This is a genomic window from Spiroplasma chinense (assembly GCF_008086545.1).
Classification (GTDB): domain Bacteria; phylum Bacillota_I; class Bacilli_A; order Mycoplasmatales; family Mycoplasmataceae; genus Spiroplasma_A; species Spiroplasma_A chinense.
The window spans coordinates 1,153,187-1,167,592 of the sequence record NZ_CP043026.1 but is presented as its reverse complement, the minus strand read 5'-3'; the positions used below and the strand labels follow the sequence as shown (position 1 = coordinate 1,167,592).

The window sequence follows — 14,406 nt, the reverse complement described above, 5'->3', positions numbered from 1 at the left end:
TCTTTTCATTTGAAATAATTAAATAGACTTTAAAAAAGTTGAATGAAAGATGTGAAAATTTATGAAGAAATTATTAAGTCTTTTTGTTGCAACTAGCTTAGTTGCAACATCAAGTTCTATAACAATAGCTTGTGCTCAAAAAATTAAAAACTTAACTATGGTTGAAGAAAAAAGTGAAAGTGATTTACTTTTAAATTTGCATGAATTAATTGAAAATAAAAAAGTGGAAAGAGATTTAAATGATACAAAGGTTGGAGACTTTACTATAGGTCCTATTCAAGTCAAAACAAAGGGAAAGATTCAAGGTGAATTAATAGCTTTATTGGGAGTGGAACTCGAAGGTGTTAACGATAATATTTCAATCAATGAAGAATTATTTACATTTTTTCAAGAATCTAAAGATCTAAAACCAGAAGTTTCTTTACAAACTTTTGAAAGTACTACTTACTTTTTTAGCGCTAAAGGAAAAAAAGAAGCTACAAGTTTTGAATTATTTTTAGGAAAAATGAGCAGTTCATTTAAAGGAAGTAATCTTTTGAATGTAGTTATAACTTATAAAACTTTAAATAAGTTTAAAGTAAATATTTCACAATAAAAATTTACAGAAAAAGAAAGGATTAAAATGAGATGAAAAAACTAATTAGTCTATTTGCCATATCAAGTACCTTAACAACTACAGCAACACTTATACAATCTTGCGCTCAAAAAAATATAACTTCATTACAAGATAAAGGAAATGTTGAAAGTTTAGAAAAAGAAATTGATGGTGAAAAAATAATAAAACAAAACGGATGTACTTGTGGTCGTGTACATAATTAAAATTTCTAAATTCAAATATATAAAATAACCAAAAAGATTTTCTATATTGCTGTTTTTTTTCAATAACTTGTCTATATTGCCATTTTTATTGACTTTTTCAGGAATTTTTGTTGCAATTTTCTTTTAATTTGGAATAATCATTTTATCTTACAAGAGTAAGAAGAAAGGGATAGAATGGTATGAAAAAATTATTAAGTATATTTGCAGCTACAAGTGTGGTTGCAACAACTAGTGCTACAGTAGTAGCATGCGGGAATGTAGCTTCGTTGTCATTTGAGGCAGAAAAAAAAGATGCAGATGTAGTTTCAAATCTTAGTGACTATATAGCAGAAAAAAAACTTAAAGCAGATATGAAAGACCTAACATTACCAACAGAGATTAAAGGGGAACCTACAATTACAAATAAAGGTAAAATGGATGGAAAAGATGTTGCTTACATAGGTTTGGATTCAAGTTTAGAAAAAAATAAAGCACTTTTTGCTTTATTTAAACAATCAAAAGATCTTAAAGCTTCAGAATCTACAGATAAATTAACTGTAACTGAATATTACTTTAGTCTTAAAGGTGACAAGGACGCTACTAGCTTTGAGTTATTTTTAGGTAAATTTGAAAAAAAATATACTGAAGAGAAAAAAGCAGTAACATTTACTTATACTTCAATTAATAAAAAAACTATTAAAATAGCACAATAATAAAAAATACCAACTTAATAATTTACTAACCTACTAATTCTAAATCTAGCCAATGGCTAGATTTTTTAGTTTTAAGTGCTATACAAAATAACTTTTTCTAATTATATCCATAAATTTATGTATAAAACTTACATATGCTATAATTAATTTGATTTATAGGGGTAAAAATATGCTAATGAAATGAAACATAAATACAATGTTTTCAGAAACTGTAACACTGATTTGTTTTAGTGTATTTTTTGCTTGTCTTGCAATAGCGTTTATTATTTTAATTTTATTAACAATTTACAGAAAAATTACACAGACAATTGCTTCAACTATTGATCTAATTGACAGTATCAAAAAGTCACCTTTAAGAGACATGCTTAAAAGGGTAGCAATTGTTTATGAAGAATCTGGTGCTTTAGAAAAAGAATATGCTATTTGAAGAACAAAATATGAAATACTTTATGAAATCGAACTTCAAAAAGTTATGGTAAAACTTGTAACAAGAATTAAAAAAAGTTCTTCAACAAGTCCTTTAATAAGTAATCTAAAAGCGTACAAAGAAATTTATGAAACTACATCTGATATTAACCAAAGATTACACACTATATTTATGGAAATTAAAACAGCTTTTGAAATAGAAACAGTACAAAGAGATTTTGTAACAAGTCAAAAAGAAATTTTTGCAAAATTAAGAGATGAATTTACTATTTTAACTTTAAATAATTTTGAAATTGATGAAAATCATTTGAATAAAACTTTAGGAATGATAGAAAATTTATTTGAAGAATTCTATGTTTTAATTCAGGATGGTATTTATAAAGAGAGTTTAGATACTTTAGACAAAATTCAACAAGCTTTAAAATTTTTAATCGAGTTATTAGACGCAATACCTTATATTGTTTCTTCAATTTCTGACGTTATTCCTCAGAAATTGGTAGATTTAAAAAATAAATATATCATTTTCTCAAGCAATATAAAGAAAATAAATACATATGCTCAAAAATTTGGTGTATTAGAATCAAAAATCGAATCAATAAGATTTGATTTAAAAAATCAAATTAAAAAATTGCAATATAAAAGAGCTGGTAAGTTACTTTCTAAAGCCTTTGAATTGATAGAAGATTTCAGAACAGAGGCAGAACATAATGATACATTAAAGAACTTCTTTGAAATTAATGGTGAATCTATTAGAGCCAATTTTGCAAGTATTAAACAATCAACAAGAGCTATAGAAATAGCCTTTGAAAAAGTTAATGCATTTAGTAAACCAAGTTCAAGAGAATGATACGAATTTGAAACAGTAAGAGCTCATGCTATTAGAACTCAGAATAGAGCTGATGCAATTTTTGCAGAGCTTGATTTAGCAAGTCAAAATAACAAAGATATAAACTTAAATGAAATTAAAGACAAAATGATCCAAGTTATGAATGAGGGTATCCAGGACGTAATAGCGCTTGCAAAATCTGCAAAAGCAGTTGAAAATCAAAGCGATAACAAAGATACTATGTTAAATAATGTTGTATTTTTACAAAGTGTTTTAAATCAATGTGATGTTAAAATAAATCAATACAAGTCTATTTCAGAATTAGAAAGATTTATTCCGCCAATTAATGAAATGTATTCACAGTTGGCTAAATTCTCAAAAGAGAATTTAGCCAAGGTAGAATCTAATGAGCAAAAAGAACTTATATCCAAAGATTTAGCGATTTTGGGTGAAAGAATTTGAAGTCTAGTTTCTGGATTAAATGATGCAATATTCTTAGATTATATTTCACAAGAAATAATCACTTACATGGAAAGATATGTAGGTAAAGTTCCAAAAATTGAAGAAGTGATTATTAGATGTGAAAAACTTTTCGAAGAAAGACATTTAGAAGCGCTTTTAAGTTTTGCTTTGGAAAACTTAACAATCATCAAAAAAGCTAGATAAGAGGTAAAAAATGAAAAGTATTTTAGTAAGATATGGGGAGCTAACTTTAAAAGGTAACAATAGAAGTGTTTTTATCACTAAACTAGTTCAAAATATTAAGTTTAAATTAAAACATTTAAAAGAATTTGTTGAATATAAAAAAGACAACAATTCTTTAACAATTGAGGTAAAAGAAGAAAAATTAGAAGAAGTTTTAAAAATTCTTACAAGAATTTTTGGTATTTACTCTGTTTCAATAGTAGATATTGTTGAAAAAAATGAACAAAAAATTTTAGACAAGACTTTAGAGATCGCACAAGCTTTAAAAGAACATACTTTTAAAGTTGAAGTGGAAAGAAAAGACAAAAGTTTTGATGCAAATTCAATGGATTTAAAAATCAAAATTGCTTCAAACATTTTAAGAAACACAAACCATTTAAAAGTTGATGTACACAATCCTGAAAACAAAATAAATGTAGTTATTAAATCTGATGGAGTCTATATATTTACTTCAAGAATTAGTGCAGCAAAAGGATTGCCAGTTGGAGTAAGTGGAAAAGGGCTTTCAATGCTAAGTGGAGGTATTGATTCTCCAGTTGCAAGTTATTTAACTATGAAACGTGGAATGCAAGTGGATTTCTTACACTTCATGACCCCACCACACACAACTCCAGAAGCTTTAGATAAAGTTTTTCAACTTGCAAAAAGATTAGAAAGATATAATCAGTCAAGTTTCTCTTTATATGTTTGTGATTTTTCAATGATATTAAGAGAGTTAATGCATATTAAAGAAGAATCATACAGAATTACTTTAATGAGAAGAATTTTTATGAGAATTGGTAATGAAATTTCAAACATAATTGGTGCTAAAGCTATCATTACTGGAGAAAGTTTAGGACAAGTGGCATCTCAAACTATTGAGTCTATTAATGTTATTAATAGAACCTCACAGTTACCAATTTTAAGACCGGTAATTACTTTTGATAAAGAAGAAATAATCAAAATTTCAAAAGAAATAGAAACTTATGAAATTTCAATTCTTCCTTTTGATGATGTTTGTTCTTTATATGTTCCAAGAAATCCAGTTACAAAACCAAAAGTTTTTGTAGCAGAAGAACAAGAAAAAGATTTAATGTTAGAAGAAATGATACAATATGCTATAGATAACAGTGTAACACGTTACGTTTATAGAGATGGTGATTTAGTTGAAAAAGAATGACTCCACAAAGAAAATTAAAGGTAAAAACAAGTTTGGTGTTTTTAACGGTAATGTTGTAAATAGTGAAACTTTAGCTTATGAAAATGAGTTTGTTATTGAAGAATATCAAGACGATTCACTTACAATTTCTGAAATCAAAGCTTCTAAACCAAGAACTAAGAAGGAAGAAAGAAAACAAGAACTTGCAAATAAACCCAAGAGAAAAGTAAATGCCCTTATCTATAAAATAATAGCTGGGCTTATAATTTTATTAACGATTATTTTACTAATCGTTGTAGTAGCTGTAAAATAAAGGTAAAGGAAAGTGATTTAAATGGAAGATTTATTTAGACTATTAGGAAGATTACTAAACTTTCTTCTTTTCTTCTTTATAATTGATATGTTTTTCAATAGAGGAAGATCTAGAGCAAGAAATTATGGAAGATTTCAACAAAACAGTGAAGAGGGACACGAAGAACAAAGCAGTCAATCTTACTGGTCTAATTCAGCTTCTCATATTGATGAAGCATACTCAGCTCTTGGAGCTACAAGAGCAATGTCGGATAATGACATAAAAAAACTATACAGAAAACTTGCTAAAAAGTATCATCCAGATGTTAATAACAGTCTAGAAGCACAAGCTGAAATGACAAAAATTAATAATGCATATGAAACTATTATGGAAAGTAGAAAAGTTGTTCACTAGGATTGCTATCAAGCAATCTTTTTTATTCTATTTTGTGTAAAATAGAAATAGAGTAAATAATTTAGGAGGTTTAATGTGAAGTATTCAAGTTTAGTTAATGTACAATCTTGCTACAACTTTTTAAAATCAGTTATTAAACCTGAAGATTATGTTGGTTTTTTACAAAAAAATGAAATTAAAGTAGGATTTTATTCTGATCTATATTCAATGTATGGTGCAGCTGAATTTGCAAAACTTGCAAGTTCAAGAGGAGTTAAACCAATAATTGGTGCAGCATTTGATGTTTCATTTGGAAGAATAATTTTATATGCAAAAAATAATAAAGGTTTTAAAAGAATCTCATACCTATCAAGTAGTGTTTTAAATGAAGACAAAATTGATTTGCAAAAATTAGAACAAGAAATATTTACAAAAGCAGGAGATGATGTTTTTGTTATTTTTATTTCTAGTGTAGAGAATCTTGATAACTATAAAGATAAATTAAAAAAAGTATTTAATGATAATCTTTTTTTTGGAATAACAAAAACAAACTTTCATTTCTTTAAAAATGAAAGTAATTTAATTTTTGCAAATGAAGTTAATTATCTTTATGAAGATGATTATTTTCAATACAAAGTGTTGAGAGCAATTGGAGAAGCTAAATTATTAACAGAAACTGAAAATATAGAAAAAAACTTTTATGTTTCAAATGCACAAATGCAAAACTATATTGATGTACAAAAACATAATGAAAATATTTCAAAAATTATTGAACAAGTTGAAGATGATGTTATTAATGATAATCAAGTACACTTTATAAAATTTAAAGATGCCAAAAACGATTCATCTTCAACTTATATTGAAAAACTTTGTAAAAATAAATTGGTTGAATTGGGGTTAAGTGAAAACCAACAATATAGTGAAAGATTAGTTTATGAATTAGAAGTAATTAAAAAAATGGGATTTGAAGATTACTTTTTAATAGTAAGTGACATGATAAATGCAGCAGAAGAAAAAAATATTTTAGTTGGACCTGGTAGGGGTTCTGCTTCTGGAAGTTTAGTTTCTTACTTGTTAAACATTACAAAGTTAGATCCAATTAAATGAGATTTACTGTTTGAAAGATTTTTGAATGTTGACAGAATAACATTACCAGATATAGATATAGACTTTGAAGATGAGAGACGTGAAGAAGTTTTAGAATACTTGTACAAAAAGTATGGAAGAGAACACTTTGCAACAATTACAACCTTTCAAACAATTGGTATAAAGAATGCTATTCGAGATTGTGGAAGGGTTTTTGATTTACCAAATGATGATGTAACTCACATGACAAGATTAATTGGTGATAAGAATGTTAAAGATTTAGATAAAGCTTTAGAAGAATCTAGAAATCTTACAAAATATAAAGAAAAGTATCCTCAAGTTTTTGAAGTTATAAAAAAAATAATAGGATTACCAAGACAGACAGGAACTCATGCAGCTGGAGTTGTTTTTTGTGATGTTCCTTTATGAGAAGTTGTTCCAACCAAAGTTGGAATTAATGGTATTTTACAAACACAATTTTCAATGAATTTTTTAGAAGAAATAGGACTTATTAAAACAGATATTTTAGGTTTAAGAAACCTTTCAATTATTCAACAAGTAATTTCTTCTGTAGAAAAATTAAATCAAACTAAAATTGACTTAAAATCTTTACCATTAAATGATAAAGATACTTTTGAACTATTAAGAAATAGACAAACAAGTGGGATTTTTCAACTTGAGTCACAAGGGATGACCGAAGTATTGACAAGTATGAAAGTAAATTCAATTGAAGACATTGCAGTTACAAGTGCCTTGTTTAGACCGGGACCTCAGGAAAATATACCAACCTATATTGCAAGAAAAAATGATAACAACAGAGAATTTTCGATCGATAAAAGTCTTACAGATATTTTAGGAGATACTTATGGGATTATTGTTTATCAAGAACAAGTAATGAAAATTCTTCAAAAAGTTGCAAACTTTGAATTGAGTAAAGCAGATATCGTAAGAAGAGCTATTGGTAAAAAAGACCAAAAGTTAATGGCAGAATTTAAAAAAGAATTTGTTCAAGGAGCTTTAGAAAATAAATATAATGAAGGAAGAGCAAATGAACTTTGACATTATATTGAAAAATTTGCAGAGTATGGTTTTAATAAATCTCATGCTATAGCATATTCAATAATAAGTTATTGAATGGCTTATTTAAAAACTCATTTCAAAGCAGAATTTTATTGTGCATTATTGAATGGAAGTATAAAAAACGAAGTTAAAACTTCTCAATATTTATATGAAATTAAAACTGCTGGAATAAGAATGAATGGACCAAGTATTAAAAATCCAAACTCAACTTATTATTATGGAAATCAAATGATAAATATGCCATTAAACGTTATTAAAGGCATAGGACAAGATTTGGTCAAAACTATAAGAGCAATTCATAAAAAAGCTAAAAATGCTTTTGAATCATTTGCAAAAGTTGTTGCAATACTTGTTTCAGAAGGTCTAACTGATAAAAAATTTGAAGCCTTAGCATATGCAGGAGCATTTGATGCTTATGGATATAGTAGAAAAGATCTTGCAAATAATCAAAAGGAAATCTTTAACTTAGCTCAAATTTTAAAATATTCATCAACCAAAGACTTAGAGGTTGATTTACCTATAAAAAAAGATAAACCTGAATTGATAGCAAGTTATGAAAAAGAGTTTTTCGGTTTTTATGTAACAACTCATCCTCTTTCAATATTTAGACAAAAAATGTTAAACAGTGAAAAATTGTTATATCTTTCAAGTTTACAAAGAGAAGACATTACATGTGATGTTTTTGTAACTGTTGACAACATAGTTACAAAAACAGATAAAAATGGTGGTCAAATGTGTTTCTTGGATGTTTCTGACGAAACAGGTTCAATTATGGTAACAATTTTTGCTTCAACTTTTGAAAAAATTAAGAGTCAAATTGAAATAAGCCAAAATATTATAATTAAAGTAAAAACACAACTATATAACAACAAGATTTCAGCATTATTAATTGATTTCAAAAAAACAATCAAGTAATTTTTTCTAAAAATATCTTGTTGTTTTTTTGTTAAGATTAAAAGGATTATTGGAGAAACGTTTTATGAAAAAGAAAATTTTACTAGTCGATGGAAATGCTTTAATATTTAGAGCCTTTTATAGCTCTTTTGGAAGAGTTACATTAACTACAAAAAGTGGGATACCCACAAATGCTGTTTATTCTTTTATTAATATGTTATTTAATATCATTCAAAAGAATGATTATTATGATATAAAAATAGCATTTGATAAAGGTAAAAAAACCTTTAGACATGATAAATTAGAAGATTATAAAGGTGGAAGAAAGAAAACCCCAGACGAATTAGTAAAACAATTTCCAATTGTAAGAGAATTTTTAACCCAAGCAAAAATAGATTGATTTGAGTTAGATGGTTTTGAAGCTGATGATATTATTGGAACTATCTCAGAAATGTATAATAATAACCAAGACTTTGAAGTAGAAATACTTACAAGTGACCAAGATATGTATCAGTTAATTTCTGATAATGTTTTTGTTTTGTCACCTCAAACTGGAACAAGTGACATGTTAGTTTATGACAAAGAAAAATTATTTGAAAAATGAGGAATTAAACCAGAACAAGTTATTGACTACAAAGGTTTAAGAGGAGATAGTTCAGATAACATTAAAGGAGTAGCTGGAATTGGTGAAAAAACTGCAAAAGAACTTTTGCAAAGTTACAATGATCTAGAAAATTTATATGCAAACATTGAACAAATAACTGGAGCTAAAAAACAAAAGTTAATTGACGGTAAAGATGATGCATTTCTTTCAAGAGAAATTGCAACAATTCACAAAGCAGTACCTTTAGAAGGATTTGAATTAAGAAAAACCAACGTTGATTTTTCAATGTTAAAAGATTTTTTTATTAAATATGAGATGAATTCACTTATAAGAAAATATGCTTTTGAAATGGACTCTAGTGAAGAGCCTGTTATAGAACAAGTTGTAATTAAAAATGAATTAAAAGAAGTTAAAACTTGAGAAAATGCTTTCAATGGTGAAAAAAACTTTCTTTATTTAGAAATTTTAAATGATAATTACCACAATCCAGATGTAATTGGTTTGGGTATTTCAAATGAAAAAGGTAATTTCTTTTATATTCCTGGAGAATCACAAGAAATAAGTATTTTTAATTGACAAGATTCTGGAACAGAAGAAAATTTCCAACACTTTTTAGATACAAGTAAGTTCTATACATATGATGTTAAAAAAACTATATATGCTTTAAAAAAACTTGGTTACAACGTAAAAGAAGAAAACTTTGTTTATGACATGATGATTGCCTGTTACGTAATCAATTCAAATGTTAAATCAAATTTTGAATCACATTTAAATTTAATTGACCCTGAACTGGAAATAGAAACATTTGAAGAGGTTTTTGGTAAAGGTGTTAAAAAAACAAAACAAATTGATCAAGTAAAGAAAAGCAATTACATAGTATCAAAAGCTGTTTATATTAAAGACACAATGCCTAAAATTTATGAGTTATTGCAAGAATCTGGACAAACTAGTTTATATGAAAATATTGAACTACCTTTTTGCTTTGTTTTGTTAAACATGGAAGAACAAGGGGTATTAATTGACAGAGAAGAGTTAAAAGTTCAAACACAAAATGTGTTAGAACTTTTAAATAATTACGAAATAGAGGCAAACGAAATTCTTGCAAAAGAAGGAATTGAACCTATAAATTATGCAAGTCCTAAACAATTAAAAGAGACTTTATTTGATAAAATGAACCTTCCAAATACAAGTAAAGGAAGTACTGATAAAGAAGCTCTTGAAGCTCTTGAAGACAAACACCCATTAATTGAAAAAGTATTAAAAATTAGAAAATACTCAAAACTTTATTCAACTTATTTGAAAGGTTTTGAAAAGTATATTGATAGAACAAATAAAGTTCATACAATTTACAATCAAACTTTAACAAATACTGGAAGACTAAGTTCTTCAGAGCCTAATTTACAAAACATCTCTGTTAGAGATGAAGACCAAAGAAACGTTAGAAAGATATTTATTGCTCCAAACGGTTATAAATACATAAGTTTAGATTATTCTCAAATTGAACTTAGAGTTTTAGCAGATATTGCTAATGAAAAAGTGCTAATAAATGCTTATGCAAACAATATAGATATTCATGAATTGGCTGCAAGAAACATTTTTAGCCTAAAAGAGGATGAAAAAGTAACTTCAGAACAGAGAAGAATCGCAAAGGTTTTTAACTTTGGAATACTTTATGGACTTACAAAATTTGGGCTCTCTAAGGACTTAAAAATCAGTCATAAAGAGGCAGAAGAGTACATAAAAGCTTATAATAAATCTTTCCCGGAGATAGAAAACTTCAAAAAAGAGATAATTGACTTTGGTGAAAAGAATGGGTATGTTGAAACTCAAGCAAATAGACGTAGATACATTTATGAATTGCAAAATTCTAACTATATGGTTAGAGAATTTGGTAAAAGAGCTGCTGTAAATGCACCAGTTCAAGGAACTGCTGCAGATATTTTAAAAGTTGCAATGATAGAGTTGTATCAAAACCTTAAAGATAAAGGTTTTGAAGCAAAAATGGTCTCTCAAATACACGATGAGATCATAATTTTAGCACCAGAAAATGAAGTACAAAAAGCAAAGGAATTGGCTATTGAAATTATGAACAAAGCTTATAATAAATTATTTGAAATTGTTGGAAAAGACAAAGAATCAAGAGTTTTATTAGAAGTTAATGAAGCTGTAGGAAATAATTGATTTGAATTAAAATAGAGGTGAATTTGAATGCCAGAACTACCAGAAGTTGAAACAGTTATTAGGGTATTGAATGAGAAACTTAAGAATTTAAAAGTAACAAAGGTAGAAATGTTTTATCCTAAACTTTTAAAGTCTTCAATTAGTATTGAAGACTTTTCGCAAGACTTAAAGGGAAGGGTTATTGAAAAAGTAGATAGAATAGCTAAACATATTCTCTTTATTTTGGGTGATAAAGTTCTTATAAGTCATTTGAGAATGGAAGGTAAATGATTTGTCTTTGATAAAGACAATGAACAAGATATTAAACATACTTTAGCAAGATTTGAGTTATCAGAAAATAAAGTAATGATTTATTCAGACACTAGAAAATTTGGAACTCTTCATTATCAAGATATTAAAGAGTTTAAAAAATTAAAACCAATAGTAACTGTAGGACCAGAACCTTTTGACCCAATAGTTAATGGTAATTTTTTACACGAAAAAATCAAAAAATCAACAAAAGCTATAAAAACAATATTGTTAGACCAAACTATAATTTCAGGAATTGGAAACATTTATGCTAATGAAATTATGTTTGATGCCAAAATAAGCCCATTTAGAGCTGGGAAAGATATTTCCCCAGAAGAAGCACAAAGAATTGTAGATTCTTCAGTTAAGATACTAAATAGAGCTATTGAACTGGGAGGTTCAACAATAGATACTTATCAACCTGAACAAGGTATTGATGGAAAATTTCAAAATGAATTAAAAGTTCATATGAAAAATAAAACAACATGTTTAGTTTGCGGTGGAGAGATCAAAAAAGTTCAACTGAACGGAAGAGGAACTTACTACTGTGAATTGTGTCAAAAATAATTAATATGTGGATAACTTTGAAAAAACCAGTTTCTTAGTGGTTCTTTCAATTTGTTTTTTCAACATTTTTGAACCTAATTATTAAATTTTATGAAATGACTTTAAAATTTTCTTATTTGCAATAAGATATAAAAACAGGCGACAAGGAGTGACAATATGAAAAATTTCAGCTATAAAGTTATTCTAAAGAATCGCATTGATTCTTCAGATGACAAAATCCTATCTTACCTATATCAACCAATTATTGGCTTACGAAGCATATCAATCTATAAATTATTAATTTTTGAAGCTGAAGTTTTAAAAGAGTTCAAAAAAGCTGAATTTAGAGAAGAAAGATTGTTAACACTTTGTAAGTTAAATGCTGATCAATTTCAAAGACAGTTGAAAAAACTGGAAGGAATTGGATTATTAACAAAAATGGTTAATGAACAAAAAAATTCAGTAATTTTAAATGTATATGCCCCCCTTGAACCATGCGATTTCTTTAATAATGCATTGTTCAATAAAGCTTTAATTAAAAAAATTGGTGAAAAAGACTATGAAATGGCAAGATTTGTTTTTAGAGATGAAGGAGAAATTCCTTCAGATAGTGGATATAAAAATGCTACTTCAAAATTCTTAGAAGTATTTGAAGAATTTAACAACTCTCTTGGAGATATCAAAGTGAATTCTTTAAAAACTAAACCAAAAAGAACAAACGCTTTATTAAAAGGATTTGATTTTGAAAAAATAGTTTTAGATCTTGAAAAAGAAGATATATACATTTCAAAATCAGATACAACTTTAAAAAACAAACTTGAAGAAATCTATTCTGGTCATAATTTTGAATTAGATAAAATCATTGAAGCTGTAAAAGAATCTTATGATAAAGAAAGTCTATTTTTAGACGTTAAAAAAATTTATAGAGTATTAAGTAATAATTACTTTGAAGATGAACAATTCAACACTTCTGAAGAGATTTTTGACCCTAAAGTAAACATGCAAAACTACACAAATAAAAAAATTAAAGAAATGGAAACTATTGAACCAACTCAATATTTACAACTTTTAATGAATATTGAAAATTTAGAGTTACCTGAATTGGAATTAATTAGTAAACTTTCAAAAGATTACAAATTAAGAAATGGTGTAATTAACTGTTTATTAGAGTTTTCATACTTAAAAAATGATGAAAAAATCGTTGCAAATTACCTTTACAAGATTGCTTCAACAATTAATGAAAGACAAATTGTTGATGCAAAAGAAACTATGGAATATCTAAAAGTTGCTCACAAAAAAGGTGCAAAAGGTAAAAAATTCATACCAGATCAATTTTCTCCTTGAGAAGAGGTTAAAAGTAATAAAGGTTACATGGAAAAAACAAGTTCAAATGGTAGCGGATTTGATGAAACGTTATGAGGTAAATTATAATGGAATCAAATTTAAGTAAACTAAAAGAACACGAAATGGTAAAAGCATTTATTGAAAAATACAAAATTGATGATGAAACTCTCTTGAAAAACCAGTTAGTACTAGAGAGGTTTATTTCTCAATTTGTTTTTTGTAATACAAATGAAAAAATGGCTTTATGTAAACAAATTATTCCAGGTGTACAACAAAAATTAAGTTATAAAAACAAACAATTCTACATAACAAGTAGTAATTGTAACCATTGAATTTTTGAAAACCAAGATTATAAACTTGAAAAAAATATAGTATATGCAGATTATGATATTTTTGAAAATACACAAACATTAGATGAGTTTGTTAAAGCAAATAAAGATAAGTTAGTAGAAAATGCAAACTTCTTTAATGCAGCTAAAAAAATATTAATGGAAAAAGAAAAAACAAAAGGTCTTTATCTTTATGGATTACCTGGAATTGGTAAAACATTCTATATGAAAATATTGGCAAATACATTTGCTAAAATGGATAGAAAAGTAGTTTTAGTAACTGTAAACAAGTTAATAAAAATAGTAAAAGATACTTTTAACCAAAATTCTTCTGAAGAAAATAATAGGTTTTTTGATCAATGTTGTAAAGTTGATGTATTAATTTTGGATGATATTGGTGCTGAAATGGTAACTGATTGAAGTCGTGATGAATTGTTATTCGGTCTTTTAAATACAAGAATGGAAAATAATAAGCTAACTTTCTTTACATCAAACTTTCCAATTCATCAATTGGAAGACTTTTATTTAAATAAAAGAGTTACTGCAAACCAAAAAGACTTTGAAAAAATGAAAACCATAAGATTTACAGAAAGAATTAAAGGTTTAAGCTATGAAATTGAAATAAAAGGGAAAAATCATAGGTATTAGTAGAATTATTTCCAATTTGTGTCATTTATTGTGGAATTTGTAGAAAAATTTTTGCATTATATATTTACAATATTTAAACATTAAGAATATAATAATTTTGTGAAAGGAATTATTC

At 26.7% G+C, this 14,406-nt stretch carries 12 protein-coding genes; all 12 read left to right on the top strand.

All coding sequences use genetic code 4. From position 1 onward, the window contains the following. Positions 1–61 precede the first annotated feature (61 nt). The 12 genes from SCHIN_RS05270 (at position 62) to SCHIN_RS05215 (ending at position 14,291) form a co-directional block, all read left to right on the top strand. Positions 62–595, top strand: a complete 534-nt coding sequence (locus SCHIN_RS05270; RefSeq protein ID WP_166508583.1) for a lipoprotein — start codon at positions 62–64, stop codon at positions 593–595. A gap of 32 nt (positions 596–627) precedes the next feature. After that, positions 628–819 carry a hypothetical protein gene (locus SCHIN_RS05265; protein ID WP_166508582.1) on the top strand — a complete coding sequence of 64 codons (192 nt, stop codon included), beginning with the start codon at positions 628–630 and terminating at the stop codon, positions 817–819. A gap of 179 nt (positions 820–998) precedes the next feature. Then, positions 999–1,511 carry a lipoprotein gene (locus SCHIN_RS05260; protein ID WP_166508581.1) on the top strand — a complete coding sequence of 171 codons (513 nt, stop codon included), beginning with the start codon at positions 999–1,001 and terminating at the stop codon, positions 1,509–1,511. Positions 1,512–1,680: 169 nt separating this feature from the next. Further along, positions 1,681–3,429: a septation ring formation regulator EzrA gene (locus tag SCHIN_RS05255; protein WP_166508580.1), complete on the top strand. Its 1,749-nt coding sequence runs from the start codon at positions 1,681–1,683 to the stop codon at positions 3,427–3,429. Between the two features lie 10 nt (positions 3,430–3,439). Continuing rightward, positions 3,440–4,645 carry a tRNA uracil 4-sulfurtransferase ThiI gene (thiI, locus tag SCHIN_RS05250; RefSeq protein WP_166508579.1) on the top strand — a complete coding sequence of 402 codons (1,206 nt, stop codon included), beginning with the start codon at positions 3,440–3,442 and terminating at the stop codon, positions 4,643–4,645. Further along, positions 4,614–4,919: a hypothetical protein gene (locus tag SCHIN_RS05245; RefSeq protein ID WP_166508578.1), complete on the top strand. Its 306-nt coding sequence runs from the start codon at positions 4,614–4,616 to the stop codon at positions 4,917–4,919. The genes thiI and SCHIN_RS05245 overlap by 32 nt, the downstream gene beginning before the upstream one ends. A 21-nt stretch (positions 4,920–4,940) precedes the next feature. Then, positions 4,941–5,312 (top strand): DnaJ domain-containing protein, encoded by a 372-nt coding sequence (locus tag SCHIN_RS06405; protein ID WP_166508577.1) that lies wholly within the window; start codon positions 4,941–4,943, stop codon positions 5,310–5,312. 75 nt (positions 5,313–5,387) lie between these two features. Continuing rightward, positions 5,388–8,372 carry a DNA polymerase III subunit alpha gene (dnaE, locus tag SCHIN_RS05235; protein WP_166508576.1) on the top strand — a complete coding sequence of 995 codons (2,985 nt, stop codon included), beginning with the start codon at positions 5,388–5,390 and terminating at the stop codon, positions 8,370–8,372. A 64-nt stretch (positions 8,373–8,436) separates the two neighbouring features. Next, positions 8,437–11,151, top strand: a complete 2,715-nt coding sequence (gene polA, locus SCHIN_RS05230) for a DNA polymerase I (protein WP_166508575.1) — start codon at positions 8,437–8,439, stop codon at positions 11,149–11,151. A gap of 12 nt (positions 11,152–11,163) precedes the next feature. After that, positions 11,164–11,991: a DNA-formamidopyrimidine glycosylase gene (mutM, locus tag SCHIN_RS05225; protein ID WP_166508574.1), complete on the top strand. Its 828-nt coding sequence runs from the start codon at positions 11,164–11,166 to the stop codon at positions 11,989–11,991. Between the two features lie 156 nt (positions 11,992–12,147). Continuing rightward, positions 12,148–13,401 carry a DnaD domain protein gene (locus SCHIN_RS05220; RefSeq protein WP_166508573.1) on the top strand — a complete coding sequence of 418 codons (1,254 nt, stop codon included), beginning with the start codon at positions 12,148–12,150 and terminating at the stop codon, positions 13,399–13,401. Further along, positions 13,401–14,291, top strand: coding sequence for a DnaA ATPase domain-containing protein (locus SCHIN_RS05215; protein WP_166508572.1), 891 nt, complete (start codon positions 13,401–13,403; stop codon positions 14,289–14,291). The genes SCHIN_RS05220 and SCHIN_RS05215 overlap by 1 nt, the downstream gene beginning before the upstream one ends. The last annotated feature ends 115 nt before the right edge of the window (positions 14,292–14,406 follow it).